Annotated in this window: 17 protein-coding genes; 13 read left to right on the plus strand and 4 right to left on the minus strand. The window is 73.2% G+C overall.

Annotated features, from left to right (window positions below):
* Positions 1-77: 77 nt before the first annotated feature.
* The gene (locus tag EDD93_RS12450) at positions 78-812 is read left to right on the plus strand and encodes an ABC transporter ATP-binding protein (RefSeq protein WP_123525214.1); all 735 of its coding nucleotides are present in this window, start codon (positions 78-80) and stop codon (positions 810-812) included.
* Complete coding sequence (locus tag EDD93_RS12455) at positions 806-3,373, plus strand: FtsX family ABC transporter permease (RefSeq protein ID WP_123525215.1); 2,568 nt, start codon at positions 806-808, stop codon at positions 3,371-3,373. Before EDD93_RS12450 ends, EDD93_RS12455 begins: the two co-directional genes overlap by 7 nt.
* A 96-nt stretch (positions 3,374-3,469) precedes the next feature.
* Here EDD93_RS12455 and EDD93_RS12460 read toward each other — a convergent pair whose 3' ends face one another.
* On the minus strand, positions 3,470-4,159 hold the full coding sequence (locus EDD93_RS12460) for a phosphotransferase (protein WP_123525216.1): 690 nt from the start codon (positions 4,157-4,159) through the stop codon (positions 3,470-3,472).
* Positions 4,160-4,410: 251 nt separating this feature from the next.
* Between EDD93_RS12460 and EDD93_RS12465 the strand changes: the two genes are divergently transcribed.
* Both EDD93_RS12465 and EDD93_RS12470 read left to right on the plus strand, forming a co-directional pair.
* Positions 4,411-5,790 (plus strand): alpha-lytic protease prodomain-containing protein, encoded by a 1,380-nt coding sequence (locus tag EDD93_RS12465; protein ID WP_398903456.1) that lies wholly within the window; start codon positions 4,411-4,413, stop codon positions 5,788-5,790.
* Between the two features lie 119 nt (positions 5,791-5,909).
* On the plus strand, positions 5,910-6,749 hold the full coding sequence (locus EDD93_RS12470) for a carbohydrate-binding protein (RefSeq protein WP_123525217.1): 840 nt from the start codon (positions 5,910-5,912) through the stop codon (positions 6,747-6,749).
* Between the two features lie 155 nt (positions 6,750-6,904).
* On the opposite strand, the gene EDD93_RS12475 is transcribed toward EDD93_RS12470, so the two are convergent.
* On the minus strand, positions 6,905-8,620 hold the full coding sequence (locus tag EDD93_RS12475) for a bifunctional 3'-5' exonuclease/DNA polymerase (RefSeq protein WP_123525218.1): 1,716 nt from the start codon (positions 8,618-8,620) through the stop codon (positions 6,905-6,907).
* A gap of 121 nt (positions 8,621-8,741) precedes the next feature.
* Between EDD93_RS12475 and EDD93_RS12480 the strand changes: the two genes are divergently transcribed.
* The 3 genes from EDD93_RS12480 (at position 8,742) to EDD93_RS12490 (ending at position 13,349) form a co-directional block, all read left to right on the plus strand.
* Positions 8,742-9,653 (plus strand): NADP-dependent oxidoreductase, encoded by a 912-nt coding sequence (locus EDD93_RS12480; RefSeq protein WP_123525219.1) that lies wholly within the window; start codon positions 8,742-8,744, stop codon positions 9,651-9,653.
* A gap of 165 nt (positions 9,654-9,818) precedes the next feature.
* Positions 9,819-11,021 (plus strand): DUF2786 domain-containing protein, encoded by a 1,203-nt coding sequence (locus tag EDD93_RS12485; protein ID WP_123525220.1) that lies wholly within the window; start codon positions 9,819-9,821, stop codon positions 11,019-11,021.
* A 210-nt stretch (positions 11,022-11,231) separates the two neighbouring features.
* Positions 11,232-13,349, plus strand: coding sequence for an FUSC family protein (locus EDD93_RS12490; protein ID WP_123525221.1), 2,118 nt, complete (start codon positions 11,232-11,234; stop codon positions 13,347-13,349).
* Positions 13,350-13,500: 151 nt separating this feature from the next.
* Here EDD93_RS12490 and EDD93_RS12495 read toward each other — a convergent pair whose 3' ends face one another.
* Positions 13,501-13,989, minus strand: a complete 489-nt coding sequence (locus EDD93_RS12495) for a hypothetical protein (RefSeq protein WP_123525222.1) — start codon at positions 13,987-13,989, stop codon at positions 13,501-13,503.
* 249 nt (positions 13,990-14,238) lie between these two features.
* Between EDD93_RS12495 and EDD93_RS12500 the strand changes: the two genes are divergently transcribed.
* Entirely contained in the window at positions 14,239-14,481 is a 243-nt protein-coding gene (locus tag EDD93_RS12500) for a DUF397 domain-containing protein (RefSeq protein WP_123525223.1), read from the plus strand.
* A gap of 114 nt (positions 14,482-14,595) precedes the next feature.
* Here EDD93_RS12500 and EDD93_RS12505 read toward each other — a convergent pair whose 3' ends face one another.
* A complete protein-coding gene (locus EDD93_RS12505; protein ID WP_123525224.1) occupies positions 14,596-15,093 on the minus strand; it encodes an ATP-binding protein in 498 nt (165 codons plus the stop codon).
* Between the two features lie 333 nt (positions 15,094-15,426).
* Between EDD93_RS12505 and EDD93_RS12510 the strand changes: the two genes are divergently transcribed.
* The 5 genes from EDD93_RS12510 to EDD93_RS12530 all read left to right on the plus strand — a co-directional run bounded on the left by EDD93_RS12510 (position 15,427) and on the right by EDD93_RS12530 (position 20,317).
* Positions 15,427-16,308 (plus strand): helix-turn-helix transcriptional regulator, encoded by an 882-nt coding sequence (locus EDD93_RS12510; protein ID WP_123525225.1) that lies wholly within the window; start codon positions 15,427-15,429, stop codon positions 16,306-16,308.
* A 54-nt stretch (positions 16,309-16,362) separates the two neighbouring features.
* Positions 16,363-17,820, plus strand: coding sequence for an aldehyde dehydrogenase family protein (locus tag EDD93_RS12515; protein WP_123525226.1), 1,458 nt, complete (start codon positions 16,363-16,365; stop codon positions 17,818-17,820).
* 48 nt (positions 17,821-17,868) lie between these two features.
* Entirely contained in the window at positions 17,869-18,510 is a 642-nt protein-coding gene (locus EDD93_RS12520) for a PadR family transcriptional regulator (RefSeq protein WP_123525227.1), read from the plus strand.
* Between the two features lie 77 nt (positions 18,511-18,587).
* Positions 18,588-19,535 carry an ATP-binding cassette domain-containing protein gene (locus tag EDD93_RS12525; protein WP_185092485.1) on the plus strand — a complete coding sequence of 316 codons (948 nt, stop codon included), beginning with the start codon at positions 18,588-18,590 and terminating at the stop codon, positions 19,533-19,535.
* Positions 19,532-20,317 (plus strand): ABC transporter permease, encoded by a 786-nt coding sequence (locus tag EDD93_RS12530; RefSeq protein WP_123525229.1) that lies wholly within the window; start codon positions 19,532-19,534, stop codon positions 20,315-20,317. Before EDD93_RS12525 ends, EDD93_RS12530 begins: the two co-directional genes overlap by 4 nt.
* The last annotated feature ends 2 nt before the right edge of the window (positions 20,318-20,319 follow it).

Consider the following 20,319-nt stretch of genomic DNA (forward strand, 5'->3'; position numbering starts at 1 on the left):
GTGGTGGAGCTACCTCCACCACCGGGACTCCCGCTCGCTGCGATGTGCCGGAAGGGCGGCGGCGGTTGGCTGGGCCCATGAACGAAACAGCTGTCCGACTCCGCTCGGTCACCCGGTCCTACGGCAGAAGATCCGGCGCGGTGACCGCGCTGGACGGAGTGAGCCTGGACATCCCGCGCGGCACCTTCACCGCGGTCATGGGCCCGTCCGGCTCCGGCAAGTCGACCCTGCTCCAGTGCACCGCCGGGCTCGACCGGCCGACCGGCGGCCAGGTGTTCCTCGGTGACACCGAACTGACCGAGCTCAGCGAGCGGAAGCTGACGCTGCTGCGCCGCAGCCGTATCGGCTTCGTCTTCCAGGCGTTCAACCTCCTGCCCTCCCTCACCGCCGAGCAGAACGTGGCGCTTCCGCTGCGGCTGGCCGGCCGGCGCCCGGCGCGGGCCGAAGTCCTGGGCGTACTGGAGCGGGTGGGGCTGCGCGAGCGGGCGGGACACCGGCCCGGCGAGCTGTCCGGCGGCCAGCAGCAGCGGGTCGCCCTCGCCCGCGCGCTGGTCACCCGGCCCGACGTGCTCTTCGGCGACGAACCCACCGGGGCGCTGGACTCCACCACCGGACGGGAGGTGCTCTCGCTGATGCGCACCATGGTCGACGACGGCCAGACCGTGATCATGGTGACGCACGACCCGGTCGCGGCCTCCCGGGCCGACCGGGTGCTGTTCCTCGCCGGCGGCCGGGTCCGGGACGAGCTGTACGCGCCGGATGCCGGGCAGATCGCCGCGCGCATGACGCGGATGGCGGCGGTCCCGTGCTGAGTCTCGTGCTCCGGGGCATCCGGACCCGCTGGGTCACCTTCGCCGGCTCCTTCGTCGCGCTGGCCCTCGGCGTGGGGATCGTCGCCACCACCGGCCTGGCGCTCGCGGCGACGTTCGACGCCCCGCACCGGGGCCCGGAGCGGTTCGCCGCGGCCCCCGTCCTGGTCCGGGGCGAGGACCGGCTGCGCGTGGACACCCCGATCGGAGTCCGCACCCGGCCGCTCACCGACCCCCGGCCGGTCCCGGCCGCGCTCGCCGCGCAACTCGCCGGCCTGGGCCGTACCGAACTGGACCGCACGTTCCCCGTCACCGTGGGGCACACCGGCGGCGGCGTTGTCGGACACCCCTGGCCCATCGCGGCCGCCACCCCCTACCGGCTCGCCTCCGGACGGGCCCCGGCCGCGTCCGGCGAGATCGTCGTGACGGCCGGGAACGGCTCCGGCCCGGAGGCGGGGGACCGCGTCACCGTCACGACCCCGGCGGGCAGCGCCACCAGAACCGTCGTCGGGACGGTGACGCGGCCCCCCGCCCCCGAAACCACCGCCCCTGGAACAGCCGCCGCCGCTGGGGCAACCTCCGCCCCTGGAACGGCCGCCGCCCCGGAGGCAACCGGCTTCGAGACCGCCGTGTTCTTCACCGAGGCCGAGGCAGCCAGGATCTCGCCGGACATCGACGCCGTGGTGGTGCACGCCGACCCGGCGGCGGTGCGCGCGGCAGTGGGCCGGGACTCCGGCATGGCGGTCCTCACCGGCGACGAGCGGCGGCGGGCCGATCCCGATCCGGACCGGGACGCCGAGGCCCTGGTCTCGGTCAACGCCCTGCTCGGCACGGCCGCAGGCATCACCGCCTTCGTCAGCGTCTTCGTGATCGCCTCGACCTTCTCCTACGGAGTGGCCCAGCGCCGCCGCGAGTTCGGCCTGCTGCGCACGGCGGGCGCCACCCCGGGCCAGGTGCGCAGACTGGTGTACGCGGATGCCGTCCTCGTCGGCGTGCTCGCGTCGGCCGCAGGCTGCCGGCTCGGCCTGTACGGTGCGCCCCGGCTCGCCTCCTGGATGGCCGGCGAGGGGATCGCGCCCCGCTGGTTCGCGATCGGTGACCAGAGCTGGCCGCTGCACACCGCGTTCTGGACCGGGCTCGCCGTGGCGCTGGCCGGAGCGGTCGCCGCCGCGCACCGGGCCGGGCGGACCGGACCGGTCGAGGCGCTGCGCGAATCCGCCGTCGACAGCGGCTCGATGCCGCTGAGCCGGGTGCTGGTGGGCGCGGCCGTACTGCTGACCGGGGCGGTGCTGGTGGCCGTCGCGCTCGTCCAGGACCCCGGCGGGATGCTCAAGCGCAAGACCTACCTCACCCAGCCGATGCTGCTGATCGCCGGGTGCGCCCTGTTCGCACCCGTGCTGGTCCGCCCCGCCACCCGGCTCCTCACCTGGCTGCCGGCCCGGCTGCCCGGCGCCACCGGCGTACTGACGAGGGAGAACGCCTCCGCCGGGCTGCGCCGGACGGCCGCCGTCGCCGCCCCCGTGATCGTCACCGTCGCCCTGGCCGCGTCGCTCATGGGCACGACGGCCACCATCGACGCGGCCAAGGCCGCCGAGGCGCGCACCCAGGCGACCGGGGACTTCGTGGCCACGGCGGACGGCGGGGGCGGCGCGCTCTCCCCTCGGTTCGTCGAGCGGGCCCGGCACATTCCCGGTGCGGTGGTCAGCGCCTCGCGCTCGACCTCGGTGACCGTACTGGAGGAGGGCACGGCGCTCGTCGGCTCCGAGGCCAGGGCGGTGGATCCGGCGGACGCGGCCGCCGTGTCCGCGCTGCCGGTGGTGGCGGGCCGGTTCGCGGACCTCGACGACGGCGGCATCGTCGTCAACGAGGAGTGGCTGACCAGGACGGTCGGTGAGCGCGTCGGCGTCTGGCTGGGCGACGGCCGCCACGTCACCCTGCGGGTGGTGGCCGTGCTCGCCACCGGCACGGGCGGCAACGGCGTCTACCTCACCCCGCGCAACGCCGCCGGTGCCGGCATCGACCGTGTCGACGTCGGGGTCCGGGCCGGTGCGGACGGGCCGGCCGTCGCGGAGCGGCTGTACGCGGCCGGCCGGGCGACCGGCACCGACGTGCTGACCACCCAGCGGTGGGTGGCGGCCGCTCACCCGGCGACCGGCGGCAGCACCCGGACCGGACTGCTGATGATCCTGGCGATCGCCCTGCTGTACACCGGGATCGCGCTGGCCAACACGCAGGTGATGGCCACCTCGGACCGGGTGCGGGAGCTGGCGGTGCTCCGCCTCGCCGGGGCGACGAAGGCGCAGGTGCTGCGGCTGGTCGGGGTGGAGGCGCTGGCCGTGGTCGGGGTGGGCGCGGTGCTCGGCGCGGTCGTCGCCGCGCTGAACCTGCTCGGTGTGCACGCAGCCCTCGGACTGCTCGGCGTCGGGTCCGGCGTCGTCGTCCCGTGGGGCACCGTCGGCCCCGTGGTGGCGGTGAGCGCGGCCCTGGCCGTGGTCTTCGCCGTGCTGCCCGCCTCGCTGGCGCTGCGCACCCGGCCGGTCGAACTGGCGGGCGCGCGCGAATGACGCGCATGAGCGGGGTTCGCGCGTACGGGCGTCCGTCGCAGGACCCTGCGCTGCAGGACCCCGTGCCGTACGGGCCGGGGGCGTACGGCACGGGGTCTACCCGGGCAGGGCGGACAGTGCGGTGACCAGGTCCGACGCCTCGCCGATGCGGGCCAGTTCGGCCGGGCTCATCGACGGGTTGGCGGCGCGGCGGGCCGCCGCCGCGGCGAGGTGACGGGCCGGGATGCCGTCGTCGGCGGCCAGCAGCGGCACCAGGATGTGCACCAGCGCGCGGGCCCCGTCGGCAGCCGGGTCGTGGGGGTCGACCGCGACCTGGGCCAGGATCAGCGCGGTCATGGCCCGGTCCAGGGCGGGCGGACCCTCCGCGGTGTTGCTCCAGTCGATCACCACGGGGCCGTCGGCCGTCAGCATCACGTTGCCCGGATGCAGGTCGAGGTGGAGGATCCGGTCCTCGGGGTCGGCCGAGAGCCGCGCCGGGACGGTGTGCAGGTCCGCGAGCAGACCGGCCAGCATGGCGGAGCCCTCGGCTCCCTGGAGCTCGCCGGACATCAGGGACTCCAGCATCGTCGGCCCGCTCAGGCGCTGCAGGACCAGATCGCCGGGGCCGGCCGAGACGGGCAGCGGGCCGAGCCGGGGGACGGGGTAGCCGGAGGCCGACAGGTAGGACATGACGGGCATCTCGTGCCTGGCGTCCAGCCCGACGCGATAGCGCCGCAGGACCCACCGCTCGTCCAGCTCGTATACGTCGGCGGAGCGACCGGTGCCCAGCAGTTGGCCTATGCGCATGAGGGGAACCTACTCGCGCGGGCCGTGAACGGGGAGGCCGGAGCGCGGGTTTCGCCGTGCCGCCGCCGGTCAAGGCCGCCCCATAACGCGATGCGATGGGGCGGACGGGATCTCCTCGATCCGGGTGCGCGCGGCTACGTTGTCGGCAATTCCCCGGCAACAAGCCCGTCGCAGCACACCCCTCCCCGGGGCCCGATCCGCACCCCCGCAAGGCCTCCCCCGCAACACCCCCGCGACACAAGGAGAGTTCCGTGGAGATTTCCATGCTCCGAAGACGCGCACTGGCCGCGTGCACCGCCACCGTGGCCGTCGGCGCGCTCGGCCTGGCCGGGCTGACCGGCACCGCGTCCGCCGACCCTCCCCCCGCCTCCCCTGCCTCCCCCAAGTCCCCTGTCGCCGGGGCGGACCGGCTCTCTCCCGGCCTGGTCGAGGCGATGCGGCGCGACCTCGGGCTCACCGCCGACGGGGCGCGGGCCAGGATCGGCGCGGAGACCCGGGCGGCAGCCGTGGCCGCCGGACTGCGGCACTCCCTCGGCGCCGGTTTCGGCGGCGCCCGGGTGAGCGGTGACACGGCCGGGCTGACCGTCGCCACCACCGACGCGGCGGACACCGCCAGGATCACCGAGGCCGGAGCGCGGGCCGTCGTCGTCGCCCACAGCCTGGCCGAACTCACCTCGGCCAAGGACGCCCTCGACCGGGTGGCGCGGCACCGGCCGCCGAAGGACGTGCCCGCCTGGTACGTCGATGTGCGCACCAACCGCGTCGTCGTCCAGGCCGACCGGAGCGCCGCCGCCGAGGCCTTCCTCGCTGCGGCCGGGGTGTCCCGAAAGTTCGTGACGATCAGTCAGTCGGCGGGACAGCCACGTACGTTCACCGATCTGCGCGGCGGTGACGCGTACTACATGAACGGTTCGGGGCGCTGCTCCATCGGCTTCCCCGTCAGGCGCGGCACCCAGGGCGGCTTCGTCAGTGCCGGGCACTGCGGGACCCCGGGCGTCAGCACCAGCGGCTACAACCAGCAGGCGCAGGGCTCCTTCCAGGGCTCCACCTTCCCCGGCCGCGACTACTCCTGGGTTGCCGCGAACACCGGCTGGACCCCGCGTCCGCTGGTGAACGGCTACGGCAACGGCGATGTGACGGTCACCGGTTCCACCGAGGCGCTGGAGGGCTCGTCCGTCTGCCGCTCGGGCTCGACGACCGGCTGGCACTGCGGCACCGTCCAGCAGCGCAACAGCAGCGTCACCTACCAGGAGGGCACCGTCTCCGGGGTGACCCGTACCAACGTGTGCGCCGAACCGGGCGACTCGGGCGGCTCGTTCGTCTCCGGGAGTCAGGCCCAGGGCGTCACGTCCGGCGGCACGGGCAACTGCACCCAGGGCGGTACGACGTACTTCCAGCCGGTGAACCCGGCGCTCCAGGCGTACGGGCTGACCCTGGTCACCAGCGGCACCCCGACCGATCCGCCCACCGATCCGCCGACCGACCCCGGTGGGAGCTGGGCGGCCGGCACGGCGTACGCCGCGGGTGACGTGGTGACATACGGCTCCGGCAGCTACCGGTGCCTCCAGGGACACCTGGCCCAGCCCGGCTGGACGCCCCCGAACGTCCCCGCGCTGTGGCAGGCGCTGTAGTACCCCGGCACCGCCGGACCCGGCACCGCAGACCCTGCGGCGAGAGCCCGGCACCGCAAGACCCGGCACCGCAAGACCCGGCACCGCAGACCCCGCACCCCACCCCCGAGGAGTCCGCCATGTCCCCCGACCCCGTCGACCGTTTCTCCCAGGACCGGCCGATCAGCCGCAAGACCCTGCTCAGGGCGGCCCTGGTGGCCACCGCCGTCCCGTTGTTCGCCGGGACCGGGGTGGCGCTGGCACGCGACACCCGCGCCACCGGCCTGCCGCTCGCCCCGACACCGGACTGCGACGACGGCGACGAGCCGACCCACGACCAGATCGAGGGCCCGTACTTCAAGCCGAACTCCCCGCTCCGCACCAGCCTGGTGACCGCCGGAACGCCGGGCGTACGGCTGACCGTCAGCGGCTATGTCTTCGGCCGGGCCTGCAAGCCCGTGCCGGGGGTGCTGCTCGACTTCTGGCAGGCCGACGCCAACGGCGCCTACGACATGAGCGGATTCGCCTTCCGGGGCCACCAGTTCACCGACGCGGCCGGCGCCTTCACCCTCTCCACGGTGGTGGCGGGGCTGTATCCCGGCCGCACCCGGCACATCCACGTGAAGGCCCAGGCGCCCGGCTCGGGGATCCTCACCACGCAGCTCTACTTCCCGGACGAGCCGCGCAACAACCCCGACACCCTCTTCGACCCGGCACTCCTGATGAACGTCAGGCCCGTCGGCTCCGGGAAGGAGGGGACCTTCGACTTCGTCCTCGACGTCGCGCAGGACCCCACGGACCCCACTGATCCGCCGACCGATCCGCCGACCCAGCCGGGCGGCGGCTGGGCGGCCGGCACGCTCTACAAGGCGGGAGACCGCGTCACTTACGGCGGGGTCGCGTACCGCTGTCTGCAGGCGCACACCGCCCTGACCGGCTGGGAGCCGCCGAACGTCCCCGCGTTGTGGGAACGCGGCTAGGGCCTGTCTTCAACTGCCGTCGTCGCCCGGACGGCAGACGGCAGTTTGAAGACAGGCCCTAGGGTCTCTCGTCTGGATCATGCCGGGCTCGCGCGCCGCGCGTGTGCCCCGGGCTCCTCCCCCGGGGCACACGCCGTACCCGCTGACCCGTCCGGTCACTTGGCGTCCGAGTACCGCCGCACCACCGCCGTGGTGAACGGGAAGCGCACGGGTGTGTCACCGAAGGCGATCCGCCCGGCCAGTTCACCGGCGGCCCGGACCGCCTCCACCACCGTCTCGGCCTCCTCCTCCGGACAGTGCACGATCACCTCGTCGTGCTGGAAGAAGACCAGTTCGGCCCGGAGCCCGGCGGCGGCGATCGACCGGCGCAGCGCGGCCAGGAGGAGCAACGCCCAGTCGGCGGCGCTGCCCTGCACCACGAAGTTACGGGTGAAGCGGCCGCGGGCGCGGGCGTCGGACGAGGCGTAGCCGGGCGTGAAAGTACCGTCCGCCGGGTACTCGGAGCCGTCCCCGGGGAGCTCGTCGCCGCCGTCCTGCGGTATTCCGGCTTCCCCGTCGTCCCCGCTGCCGGCCGCCGGCGGGCTGGTCCGGCCGAGCCAGGTCCGTACGAGACGGCCCTCCTCGCCGGCCTTCGCGGCGTCGTCCACATAGGCGACGGCGTGCGGGAACCTGCGGCGCAGGGCGGCCAGATTCTTCAGGCCGTCGCCCGAGGTCTGGCCGTAGACGGCGCCGAGCAGTGCGATCTTGGCGTGCTGGCGGTCACCGTGGAAGGCGCGGTCGGAGAGCGCGGTGTAGAGGTCGCCGTCGTGCCCGGCGACCTCCATGAGGCCCCGGTCGCGGGAGATCGCGGCCAGCACCCTCGGCTCCATCTGGTCGGCGTCCGCGACGACGAGGCGCCAGCCCTCGTCGGCGACGACCGCCCGCCGGATCACCTTGGGGATCTGCAGCGCCCCGCCGCCGTTGGTCGTCCAGCGGCCGCTGACCGTGCCGCCCGGCTGGTACTCGGGGCGGAAGCGGCCGTCACGCACCCAGTCCTGGAGCCAGCTCCAGCCGTGGGCCGTCCAGATCCGGTACAGCTTCTTGTACTGGATGAGCGGCCGCACCGCCGGATGGTCCAGCCCCTCCAGCTCCCAGCGGCGGGTCGACCTCACCTTGATGCCGGCCTGGGCGAACGCCCGCACCACGTCGGCGGGGAGGTCGGGGCGGACCCTGCGTCCGAAGGCGGCCGACACCTCGGCGGCCAGCTCGGCCAGCCTGCGGGGCTCACCGCCGCCCGCGTACCGCTCGCCCAGCAGCTCCTGGAGGACGTCCCGGTGGACGTCGGCCCGCCAGGGCAGCCCCGCGCGGTGCATCTCGGCGGCGACCAGCATGCCGGCCGACTCGGACGCCGTGAGCAGGCGCATCCCGCCCGGCCGGTCCGTGGCGTCGTGCCGGGTGAGCTGCTCCGCGTACACCTGGAGCAGGGCGTCGAAGGACAGATCGGTGCCGGACCGGGGTTCGAACAGGGAGGACTGGGAGCCGGGCACCGCATGGCGCGGCGCCGGATCGCGCGGCACCGGGGCGCGCAGCAGCCGGGCGTGGGCGGCGGCCGCCGAGCGGGGTTCACCGAGCCGGCCCTCGTGTCCCAGCAGCAGGGACTCCGCAGCCTCGATGTCGTAGCAGCGCTCGACGGTCACTCCGGCGCCGAGCAGCCGGGGGTAGATCTCGTTGGTCGAACGCCACACCCAGCGGGTGACTCCGGGGCGGGAGCGGACGGCCTCGGCCAGGTCGGGTTCGGTCACGACCGGGGCGGTGGGCAGGCCTGCGCCGTCCAGCGGGACGAGGCGGGCGCCACCGCTCTCCGTGGTGGCCAGGGCCCAACGTTCGGTCATATGACCGAGTCTGGCACCCGGCACTGACAGTGCGAGGCGGCTGGCACCGGCGGGTCGCAGACGGGAAGATCGACACGGACCTGCTCCGGGGTCCGGAGGACCGACCGAGGGGACAGGCACGATGGAAGCGATCGTTTTCGAGGAGTTCGGCGGACCCGAGGTCCTGCATCCCGCCCGGGTCGAGGACCCGCATCCCGGTCCGGGCCAGGTCCGGGTGAAGGTCATGGCCGCCGGGGTGAATCCGATGGACTACAAGATCCGGCGCGGCTGGATGCGCGAGATGTTCCCCACCTCGCTCCCGGCGATCCCGGGTGTCGAGTTCGCCGGAGTGGTCGACCGGACCGGGGAGGGGGTCACCGGTGTCGAGGTGGGTGACGAGGTGCTGGGCCGCAGCGTCACGGGTTCCTACGCCGAGTACGTGCTGGCCGACGCCACCGGCATCGCCCTCAAGCCGGCCGGGCTGAGCTGGCAGGACGCCGCCGCGCTGACCATCGCGGCGGACACCGCCCACCGCGTCCTGGACGAACTCGCGGTGGCCGAGGGCGAGACGCTGCTGCTGCACGGGGCGGCCGGGGCCGTCGGCTCGGCCGCGGTGCAGCTGGCGGTGGCCCGGGGCGCGACCGTGATCGGCACGGCGTCCGCCGCCAACCACGACTACCTGCGGGTGATCGGCGCGACCCCGGTGGAGTACGGGGACGGGCTCGTCGGCCGGGTCCGTGAGGCCGCTCCCCAGGGTGTGGACGCGGTCTTCGACGTGGCGGGGCGCGGTGCGCTGCCGGACTCCATCGAGCTGCGCGGCGGCACCACGGACCGGATCGTCACCATCGCGGACCCGGCGGCGGCCGAGCACGGCGTCCCCTTCCTCTCCGGTGCCCCCGGCTCCGCCGAGCAGCTGGCCGAGTTCGCCCGGCGCGCGGCCGACGGTGAGCTGCGGGTGCCGGTCGAGCGGGCCCTGCCGCTGGTCGACGCGGCCGACGCACAGCGGCTGAGCGAGGCGGGGCACGTCCGGGGCAAGGTCGTCCTCCTGCCGTGACACGTGCCGGACGCACGGCGGACCGGGGCCGTCGGACCGGGGCCGTCGGACCGACCTCGGCACGGCCCGCGGCCGTCGGACCGGGGTGTGCGGACGGCGCTCGGCAGATTTCGTCCACAGGCTGTGGATTAAATCCGCCGGGCCCACCACGCCTACCCTGACCTCATGGAACCGGTGATCGACCAGGCATTCGCGGCCGCCCTCTACTCGGACGGCGACGCCGGTCTCGACACCGGCGCCTCCCTCATCGCCGCCGACCCGGCCACCGACGCCGAGCTGCTGCGGCGCGGCGAGGAGTTCGTCCGGCGGGCCTGGGAGCGCGGCTGGCTGCCCGCCGATCTCGTACGGGTCGTCCGCCGTGAACTCGGCGAGCACGGGGCCGCGCTCGCCGCCGGACTGATCGCCTCGCAGGTCCGGCGCTACGAGGGGCTGCCGCCCCGCTGGCAGTCCCAGCTGGACGAGCTGCCTGCGGCGCCCCGGCCGGGGCGGCCGGACCGGTTCTCGTACGCGTCCGCGCTGCTCGGGCTCTACCGGGTGCTGCTGCGGCTGCCCGCGATCGAACCCGTCGGGCCCCCGCCCGGTGCGCCGCGCGACGGGCTGCTCCTGCCGCCCGCGCACGACGAACCCCGCATGCTGACCCGCATCCGGGCGCTGCTGGCCAAGGCGGAGGCGACCGGGTTCCCCGAGGAGGCGGAGGCGCTCACCACCAAGGCGCAGGAGCTGATGGCCCGGCACAGCATCGACGAGGCGCTGCTCGCCGCCCGTACCCACAGCGACCGCGCGCCGGGCGCCTGCCGGATCGGGGTGGATGCCCCCTACGAGACAGCGAAGGCGATCCTGCTCGACGCCGTCGCCTCCGCGAACCGCTGCCGCGCCGTGTGGAACAGCGATCTCGGCTTCTCGACGGTCGTCGGCTTCGAGCCGGACCTGGAGGCCGTCGAGCTGCTGCACACCTCGCTGCTGGTGCAGGGCACCGTGGCGATGACCAGGGCCGAGGCGGGCCAGCGGGCCGGCGGGCGCAAGCGGACCAAGACCTTCCGGCAGTCCTTCCTGATGGCGTATGCCCAGCGGCTGGGCCGCCGGCTGGCCGACGGCACCGCCCGCGCGACCGCCGAGGCCGATGCCGAGGGCGTCGCGGCCGGGCCGTCGACCGCGACGGACCCCGGGCTGCTGCCCGTGCTGGCCGCCCGCGACATGGCGGTCACGGACACCGCGGAGCGGATGTTCCCGCAGACCACGACCACCCGGGTACGGGGCGCCGTCGACCCGGACGGCTGGACCCACGGCACGGCCGCCGCCGACCGGGCCAGGATGGGCGCGGACGCGCCGGAGATCTCCGACCGGGGCGGGCGGACACCACGCGGCTGACGCCGCACGCGCCGCCATACGTACAACCCGAGGCGCCGCCGCACGTACAACCCGAGGTGACGCCGCACGCGCAGCCATACGTACAACCCGAGGCGCCGCCGCACCTACAACCCGAGGCAGCGCCGCACGCGGAACAGGCGGCAGCGCCACAAGCAACCCCTGAAACCCCGGCAACTCGGGCATAACGGTAAATCCGGTTAGGCTCTCGGCATGAGCTGGCTCCGGGCGCTGAAGGAGACCGCCCGCTCGGGGCTGACGATCGAGCGGCGGCGCCTCGAACCGCTGATCGCCATCCGCGGCGCGGCCGGTCTCGCTCTGGTGATCGGCGTGAGCCTGGCCCTGTTCGGGCCCGTGGTCGCTGCCGGCGCCGCGTTCGGTGCGTTCCAGGCGGCCATCGCCACCTTCCAGCGCAGCTGGCGGCCCCGGCCGGTGCTCGCCCTGGTCTCCGGTGCGAGCCTCGCGGTGTCCACGTTCATCGGCTACGTCACGGGCTCCCGGCTGCCCGTCTTCATGCTGCTGCTGGTGCTCTGGACCTTCCTCGCCGGGCTGGCCTGGGCGGCGGGCCCGACCGGCGGCATCATCGCCGCGTCCAACGTCGCGATCATGCTGGTGACGATCACGCTGCCCACCTCCGTCGCCGAGGCGGCCCTGCACGGCGCGATGATCGCGTTCGGCGGAGTGGTCCAGGCGGCGCTGATCGTGCTGTTCCCGGTCCGAAGATGGGGGGCCCAGCGCGACGCGCTGGCCGACGCGCTTGCCGCCGAGGCGGACTACGCCCGCAGGCTGCGCCACGACCCGGTCGCCCACTTCGACCCGGTGCCGCTGATGCAGGCCCGCAGCGCCGCCGCCGTCACCCCGCGCCAGGCCCGCCGCCGCCCCGCCGAACTGCACGGCTCACGCGGGGTCGCGGAGCGGATCAGGCCGGTGCTCGCCTCACTCGCGGACCCGGCCATGGGCGTACCGGCCGAGGGCCCCGAGCGCGACCGGGTCCGCGAACTGCTCGCCGCCGCCGGATCGCTGCTCGACGCGGCGGCCAGGGCGATCCGGCAGGGCGAGCCGGTGCGGCTGCCCGCGTCCGCCGTCGCCGCGCTGAAGACCCCCGACACCGGGTCGCTGCTCACCGGCCCGCCGCTGCGCGCCGCCGACCGGCTCGCCGACCTCCTCTCCGACGTGATCGAGGCGGCCGAGGGCGACGGCACCAAGGAGGAGCGGGCCGAGGCCGAGCAGACCGCCGACGCCATCGTCGCGAGCCGGGGCCGGCGGCAGGTGGAGCACCAGCGGCGCCCCACCCTGCTGCGCTTGGTCCCGGTCGTCGTCAAGTCGATGCGCCGCGAACTGCACCCCGGCTCCCCGATCCTGCGGCACGCGATCCGGATCTCCGTGGTCGCGGGCGCCGGCTACCTCATCGGCACCCTGCTGCCCTACGGCCACGGCTACTGGGCGCCGATGACGGCCGTCATGGTGATGCGGCCGGAGTTCTCCAAGACGTACGAACGCTCCGTGGCCCGCTTCGGCGGCACCGTCGTCGGCGTCTTCGTCGCCACCGTCATTGTGCAGACCGCCCACCCGGGGGTGGAGCTGTCCGCCGCGCTCGCCGTGGTCTGCGCCCTGCTGATGTACCTGCTGATGCGCACCGGCTACTCCGTCGGACAGGCCTGCGTCGCCGCGTACGTGGTCTTCCTGCTGGGCATGGCGGGCGACGACTGGTCGCAGACCGTGCTGGAACGGCTCGTGCTCACCCTCGCCGGCGGACTCCTCGCGATGATCTCGTACGCCGTCTACCCGGCGTGGGAGACCCCGAGGCTGCGCAACCGGCTCGGCGACTGGCTCAAGGAGGACGGCCGCTACGCCGCCGCGGTCGTCGACCAGTACGCCCACCCGGCCGACCGGGGCCACGACGACGTGCGCGACGCGCTGCTGCGCACCCGTGCGGCCCGGGTCGCCTGGCAGGAGGCGGTGGCCAGCGCCCAGCACGAACCGGTGCGCCACCGCGGTCTGTCGCACGCCGCGGCCGGCGACACCCAGCAGGCCCTCTCCCAGCTCGGCCGGGTCGCGATGCTGATGGAGGCCCACCTCCCGGAGAGCGGCGCCACCCCGGTACCGGAGGCCGGTCCGCTGGCCGAGGCGTTGCGCAGGGCCACCGAGCAGGGCGCGAAGGCGGTGCGGGAGCGGCGGGTGCCGGACTGGGGGCCGGTGCGGGAGGCGCTGGAGGCGTGGGACGAGCAGGAGCTGCTGCGCGAAGGGGAGACGGACCCGGTCGTGCGCAATGGGGCCGATCTCCTGCTCGAAGCCCTGGAGGAGTTCTCCCGGGGCCTGGACGGCGGCTAGGGAGTGTTCGGAAAGTAGCGTCGTCCGCCCGGAGGGCGGGCCGGCGCCGCCGGGCGGACGGGACTTTCACAACACGCCCCAGGAGTCGCGGCCGCCGTCCGCGACCGGCAGGCCGGGCGCCTGAGGGCGGCCGGGTGCGCGCGCCGGGGCGTTACGGGGTCGGCAGGCCGGGCAGCCCTTCGAGCGAGCCAGCGTCGGTCTTGCCGAGGGAGTCCTTGGTCCCGCCGTCCCACGAGACGACCACGGTCTTGCCGTCGTTGGACTCGACGGTGCCGGAGGTGCGGTCGGTGTCGCCGTCGGCGCACTTCAGTTGCAGCGTCACCTCGTCCGCGCCCTTGGCGTTGCCAGAGCAGACATGGGAGTCGGCGACGACGACCGCCTTGCCCGAGGCGACGGACAGCACCACGGCCTTGCCGCCGGTCTGGCCGGCCCAGGCGCCCTCCAGCGCCTTGAGCCCGCCGGTCGGCGCGGCGTCGCCGCCGGTGGACGAGCCGTCGCCGCCGTCCGGCGCCGGGGTCGCGGTGGAGCCGGAGCCCTTGTCCGCGTCCGGCTTGTCGTTGTCACTGCCGCAGCCGGTGAGCGCGAGTGCGGTCAGCAGTCCGGTGGCGACAACTGCACCGGTACGTACGAGTTTGCGCATGTGGAATTCCCCCTGGATGACGAAAGACCATCCAAGCTACCAGTGAGTCGCAACGGGATTGAGGCGGTCAACTCCGGGATACGGGAGCGAAAACGGCCCGCCGTCCGTCTCTTCTGCAAGAAGCTGTAATCAGGGGAACACCCCGCGTGCACGTGCATCTGCGCATGCATCCGCTCATGCATAGGAATTTGAACACAGCTATGATCCGAGACAGTTGACACTTGCACCTTGCAACTCGGGGAGCGTCCTGTGCACCACGTGTACAACGGCATGGCGGCGACAGAGCTTCGCGGAGTCGCCTGGCAGAAGAGCAGACACAGCAACTCCCAAGGCTCGTGCGTGGAGTTCGCGAAACTGCCCGGCGGAGATGTGGCGATGCGCAATTCGCGCCACCCCGACGGGCCGGCGCTGGTCTACACGCCGGCCGAGATAGCGGCGCTGCTGCTCGGCGTCAAGGACGGGGAGTTCGACCATCTCGTAGCGGAGGGCTGAGCCCCGCCCGGTCGCCCGGCAGCCCCGCACATTTGACCCGCCGTCGCGCGCGGCGTCATCCGGTCCGCCCGACGGAATGTCACGCCGGGCCGGTTCCGGGCATCCGGCGGAGTGTCACGCCGGTTCGGACAGCCGGAACAGCGCCCAGACGACCTTCCCGCGCAGGGTCACGCCGGCGGCGCTCTCCGCACCGAGCACGGGTGAGGGGTGCCAGCCCCAGGAGTCGCTGAAGGACTCCACCAGGAACAGGCCTCGGCCCGACTCCGCGGAGTCGGCGGCCTCGGAGGCCACCGGGCTCGCCTGGCTCGGGTCCCGTACCGCGCACACCAGCCGTGAGGTCCAGCGCATCAGGTGCAGCCGTACGGGCGGGTCCTGCGCATCGCGCGGGAGGTCGGCGGGCAGTGCGTGCCGCAGGGCGTTGGTGACCAACTCGGAGACCACGAGGGCGACATCGTCGAACCGCTCGCTCAGATCCCAGCCGGTCAGGGTCGACCTGGTGAACTGTCTGGCCCCGCCGACGGCCTCGTAGCGGGCGGGCAGGGTGCAGGTGGCTGACCCGGAGGCGGCGGAGGGATCGATGGGGGGAAGCCCCTGCCTTAAGGGCGCGAGCATCGTCGATCCATTCGTCCCCATGCGAGGCACTCCCGGGATTCGCGGCTGTCTCGGTACTACGGGTACTCGGGTACAGCGGCACAACACGAACGAGCACGCAGGTGCGCGACGCCCATGGTTCCGAATGCGCAGGGCAGATGCAAGGGCAGATGCACGTGCACGTGCCTGACCTGTCCGACCCCGTGCCGGTTCTGGGTCATTTCTTCCCTGGGCGAGTTTTGAAGTCCTGGGCAAGTCTTGCCATTTCCGTAATCGAATGAGTACGGGCTGAAGCGTTTTGATGGCAGAATCCGGCCCCTGGGGTTCAGGGGGAGCTCCGATGCCAGGGAAGCGATGGGGAGGGTTGGACCAGTGGCGGCAGGCGAGTCGAGTGGATCCGTGGTGCGGCGCATCCTGCTGGGCTCACAGCTCAGACGGCTGCGTGACTCGCGCGGTATCACCCGTGAGGCGGCCGGCTACTCCATCCGGGCTTCCGAATCGAAGATCAGCCGCATGGAGTTGGGACGGGTGAGCTTCAAGGCCAGGGACGTCGAGGACCTGCTCACGCTCTACGGCGTCACGGACGAGGGCGAGCGCGACTCCCTGCTCGGCCTGGCGCGGGAGGCCAACGTGGCGGGCTGGTGGCACAGTTTCGGCGATGTGCTGCCCGGCTGGTTCCAGACGTATATCGGTCTGGAAGGGGCGGCCTCGCTCATCCGGATCTACGAAGTCCAGTTCGTTCACGGCCTGTTGCAGACCGAGGGCTACGCCCACGCGGTCGTCTCCCGGGGCATGCGCGGCGCCCCCGCCGCCGAGATCGACCGCCGGGTCGCGCTGCGGCTGGAGCGGCAGAAGGCCCTCGTCGCCGAGCGGGCCCCGCGCTTCCACGCCGTCCTGGACGAGGCGGCGTTGCGCCGCCCCTACGGCGGGCGCGAGGTGATGCGCGATCAACTGCGGCATCTGATCGAAATGTCGGAACAGCCGAACGTGACCCTCCAGGTGATGCCCTTCAGTTTTGGCGGGCACGCGGGAGAGAGCGGTTCATTCACGATGCTGCGATTCCCGGAATCCGATCTGTCGGACATTGTCTATTTGGAGCAGCTGACAAGTGCGCTCTATCTGGACAAGGCCGAAGAAGTCGCCCAGTACGAAAAGGCGATGGTGCGGCTCCACGCGGACAGCCCCGGTCCCGAGGAGAGCCGGGATCTGCTCCGTGGTCTACTCCAACTCACCTGATATTTCAGTACCATGACATCCCCACAGGAGTCTGCACCTGCAGTAAGGGATCGCATGTCCTTCTTCCACGAACTGGCCGACCAGTACATCGACGGTGAATGGCGCACCGGGACCGGCTCGTGGGACATCATCGATTTCAATCCCTACAACGGGGAAAAGCTCGCCGCGATCACCATCGCCACCGCCGAAGAGGTCGACCTCGCCTACCGGGCGGCCGAGCGCGCCCAGCGGTCCTGGGACACCACGAGCCCGTACGAGCGCGCCCGGGTGATGGAACGGGCCCTGCGGATCACCGAGGAACTGGCCGAGGAGATCGTCGAGGCGGTCATCGACGAGCTGGGCGGCACCCGCTCCAAGGCGCGCTACGAACTGCGCGCCGCCCAGGAGTTCCTGCGCGAGGCCGCCCATCAGGCGCTGCACCCCGGCGGCCGGATCCTGGCCTCCCCGGTGGACGGCAAGGAGAACCGGCTGCTGCGGCAGCCGGTCGGGGTCGTCGGCGTCATCAGTCCCTTCAACTTCCCCTTCCTGGTGACGATGAAGTCGGTCGCGCCGGCCCTGGCGCTCGGCAACGCGGTCGTCGTCAAGCCCAACCAGAACGCCCCGGTGGTCGGCGGCGGACTGGTCGCCAAGATCTTCCATGACGCGGGACTGCCGGCCGGACTGCTCAACGTCCTGATCACCGATGTGGCCGAGATAGGCGACGCGTTCATAGAGCACCCCGTGCCCAAGGTGATCTCCTTCGCCGGATCGGACCGGGTCGGCCGCCACGTCGGCGCGACGGCGGGCGCGCTCTTCAAGCGCACCATCCTCGAACTCAGCGGCAACAGCGCCCTGGTGGTGCTCGACGACGCGGACGTCGACTACGCGGTCGACGCCGCGGTCTTCAGCCGCTTCGTCTACCAGGGCCAGGTCTGCATGGCCGCCAACCGCATTCTGGTGGACCGGGCGGTCGCGCCCGAGTTCACCGAGAAGTTCACCGCCAGGGTGGCGGCGCTGCGGACCGGCGACCCGCGCGACCCGGACACCGAGATCGGCCCGGTCATCAACACCTTCCAGGCCGACGCCCTGACCGCACTGGTCGACCAGGCGGTCGCCGAGGGCGCCACGGCGCTGGTCCGGGGCCGCACCCGGGGCAACCTCGTGGAGCCCACCGTGCTCACCGGGCTCGCGGACGACTCCCCGCTGCTCTCCCAGGAGATCTTCGGCCCGGTGGCGCTGCTGGTCACCTTCGACGGCGAGGAGGAGGCCGTACGGCTCGCCGACGACAGCCCGTACGGGCTCAGCGGCGCCGTGCACACGGCGGACGTCGAGCGCGGGGTGCGGTTCGCCCGGCGGATCCGCAGCGGGATGTTCCACGTCAACGACACCACCGTCCAGGACGACCCGCTGGTCGCCTTCGGCGGCGAGAAGGACTCCGGGACGGGCCGGCTGAACGGCGAGGCGACGGTGGACGCCTTCACCACCCAGAAGTGGATATCGATCCAGCACGGCCGGAGCGTTTTCCCACTCTGAATCGCGCACCGCTACTCTCGTCAAAATTGAGTAGAAAGGTGTGTGGGTATGTCCGCGATCCGGCTGCTGGTCCTCTGCGCCGTACGGCAGCACGGCCGGGCGCACGGCTACCAGATCCGCAACGACCTGGAGTACTGGGGCGCCCACGAGTGGTCCAGCGCCAAGCCCGGATCGATCTACCACGCACTGAAGCAGATGGCGAAGCAGGGCGTGCTGATCGCTCACGAGGTCGCCCCGAGCACGGCCGGCGGCCCGCCGCGCACCGAGTACGAGATCACCGAACAGGGTGACGCGGAGTACTTCACGCTGCTGCGCGCGGCCCTGACCTCGTACGACCAGAAGCTGGACGTGCTGTCGGCGGGGCTGGGCGGCATCGTCGACCTGGAGCGGTCCGAGGCGGTGTCCCTGCTCAAGGAGCGGGTGGCGGGGCTGGCCAGGTGGCGGACGTCGGTCACCGAGTACTACACGCCGGAGGCCGGGCCCGAGTCGATCGGCCACATCGGCGAGATCATGAACATGTGGGTGCACTCGGCGGACGCCGGGGCCGAGTGGACGCGGGGGCTGATCGCCCGGATCGAGGGCGGCGCGTACACCTTCGCGGGTGAGGGCGAGCCGTTCGTCGGCGTACTGGCCGAGGGCGAGGAGAACCCCTACGCGACCGGCGAGGCCGATCCCGGGGACGCTCACTAGTCAAGTTTGACGAATGTGATGCCGACGGATACCTTTCCCTCGCTAGTCAAGTTTGACTACGAGAGGGTGTGGCGATTTTGACCGACGCGATCGTCGTCGAAGGAGTGCACAAGCGATACGGCGCCGAACGGGCGCTGGACGGCCTCGACCTCGCGGTGGCCCGCTCCACCGTGCACGCGGTGCTCGGCCCCAACGGCGCGGGGAAGACCACCGCGGTCCGCGTCCTGGCCACGCTGCTGCGGCACGACGAGGGCCGGGCGCAGGTGGCGGGTTACGACGTACGGCACCGGGCGGGCGAGGTCCGGCGCCGGATCGGGCTGCTCGGGCAGCACGCGGCGGTCGACGAGCAGCTCGGCGGCCGGCAGAACCTGGAGATGTTCGGGCGGCTGTACCACCTGGGCGCACGCCGGGCGGGCGTCCGGGCCGACGAGCTGCTGGAGCGGTTCGGGCTCGCGGACACCGGCCGCAAGGCGGTCGCGGAGTACAGCGGCGGCATGCGGCGGCGGCTCGATCTGGCCGCCTCGCTGATCACGGACCCGGAGGTGCTCTTCCTGGACGAGCCGACGACCGGGCTCGACCCGCGCGGCCGGGCCGAGGTGTGGGCGGCCGTGCGCTCCCTGGTCGGCGGCGGCACGACCGTGCTGCTGACCACCCAGTACCTGGAGGAGGCCGACCAGCTCGCGGACCGGATCTCGCTGGTCGACGGCGGGCGGGTGGCCGCCGAGGGCACCGCAGACGAGCTGAAGGCGATGGTGGGCGGCGACCGGATCGACGTCGTCGTCCGCGACGCTGCGGAGCTCGACCGGGCGGCCGGGCTGCTGCCCGGCGGTGCGGTGGTGGACCGGGACCGGCGGCTGGCCGGCGCCCCGGCGGCGGACCGGATGGCGGCGCTCGCCCGGACCGTGCGGGCGCTGGAGGAGGCGGGCATCGAGGCCGAGGACATCGCGGTGCGCCGCCCGACGCTGGACGAGGTGTTCCTGTCCCTGACCGGGCGCGGAGCGGACGACGTGGAGGTGGCGGCATGAGTGCGGCGGGCTGGGCGGTATCCGACTCCTGGACCATGACCCGGCGCGAACTGGCGCACTGGGCACGGCAGCCGGTGCAGGTCGTCGTGGGGCTGGCCTTCCCCGTGATGCTCCTGCTGATGTTCAACTACCTGGTCGGCGGCGGCCGGGGCGTGGAGGGCGACACCGCCGAGTACCTGGTGCCGGGCATGCTTGTGCTTACCATGGCCTTCGGTCTGGAGGCGACGATGCTCGCGGTCACCCAGGACCTCAGCAAGGGCGTGGTCGACCGGTTCCGCTCGATGCCGATGGCCTCCGGCGCGGTGCTGGTCGGCCGGTCCGTCGCGGACATGCTCCAGTCGGTGGCCGCGCTCGCCGTGATGGCCTCGGTGGGGTACGCGATGGGCTGGCGGTGGCACGACGGGGCGGCCGCGGCGCTGGGGGCGGTGGGGCTGCTCCTGCTGCTGCGGTTCGCGATGCTGTGGCTCGGCATCCTGCTGGCGCTGGTGGCCGGGCGGCCGGAGATGGTGCAGGCGGTGCAGATCCTGGTCTGGCCGGTCGGCTTCCTCTCCAACGTGTTCGCGGCGCCGGCGTCCATGCCGGGGTGGCTGGGCGCGGTCGTCGAGTGGAACCCGATGTCGGCGACGGCCACGGCGGTACGCGGGCTGTTCGGCAACCCGGGCGGCGGCGGCGACTCCTGGGCGGCCGGGCACGCCGGACTCCTCGCGGTGCTCTGGCCCCTGGTGCTGCTCGCGGTCTTCTTCCCGCTGGCGGTACGGCGGTTCGCGGGGCTCAGCCGGTAAGG

This window comes from Streptomyces sp. 840.1 (genome assembly GCF_003751445.1).
In the GTDB taxonomy this organism is placed as follows: Bacteria; Actinomycetota; Actinomycetes; order Streptomycetales; family Streptomycetaceae; genus Streptomyces.

Excerpts from the sequence above, each read along its gene's own strand:
- EDD93_RS12510 (WP_123525225.1), top strand. The coding sequence starts at position 15,427 with ATGGGGAGGGTTGGACCAGTGGCGGCAGGCGAGTCGAGTGGATCCGTG.
- EDD93_RS12530 (WP_123525229.1), top strand. The coding sequence starts at position 19,532 with ATGAGTGCGGCGGGCTGGGCGGTATCCGACTCCTGGACCATGACCCGG.
- EDD93_RS12485 (WP_123525220.1), top strand. The coding sequence starts at position 9,819 with ATGGAACCGGTGATCGACCAGGCATTCGCGGCCGCCCTCTACTCGGAC.
- EDD93_RS12520 (WP_123525227.1), top strand. The coding sequence starts at position 17,869 with ATGTCCGCGATCCGGCTGCTGGTCCTCTGCGCCGTACGGCAGCACGGC.
- EDD93_RS12460 (WP_123525216.1), bottom strand. The coding sequence starts at position 4,159 with ATGCGCATAGGCCAACTGCTGGGCACCGGTCGCTCCGCCGACGTATAC.
- EDD93_RS12475 (WP_123525218.1), bottom strand. The coding sequence starts at position 8,620 with ATGACCGAACGTTGGGCCCTGGCCACCACGGAGAGCGGTGGCGCCCGC.
- EDD93_RS12495 (WP_123525222.1), bottom strand. The coding sequence starts at position 13,989 with ATGCGCAAACTCGTACGTACCGGTGCAGTTGTCGCCACCGGACTGCTG.
- EDD93_RS12490 (WP_123525221.1), top strand. The coding sequence starts at position 11,232 with ATGAGCTGGCTCCGGGCGCTGAAGGAGACCGCCCGCTCGGGGCTGACG.
- EDD93_RS12480 (WP_123525219.1), top strand. The coding sequence starts at position 8,742 with ATGGAAGCGATCGTTTTCGAGGAGTTCGGCGGACCCGAGGTCCTGCAT.
- EDD93_RS12505 (WP_123525224.1), bottom strand. The coding sequence starts at position 15,093 with ATGCTCGCGCCCTTAAGGCAGGGGCTTCCCCCCATCGATCCCTCCGCC.
- EDD93_RS12450 (WP_123525214.1), top strand. The coding sequence starts at position 78 with ATGAACGAAACAGCTGTCCGACTCCGCTCGGTCACCCGGTCCTACGGC.
- EDD93_RS12470 (WP_123525217.1), top strand. The coding sequence starts at position 5,910 with ATGTCCCCCGACCCCGTCGACCGTTTCTCCCAGGACCGGCCGATCAGC.
- EDD93_RS12515 (WP_123525226.1), top strand. The coding sequence starts at position 16,363 with ATGTCCTTCTTCCACGAACTGGCCGACCAGTACATCGACGGTGAATGG.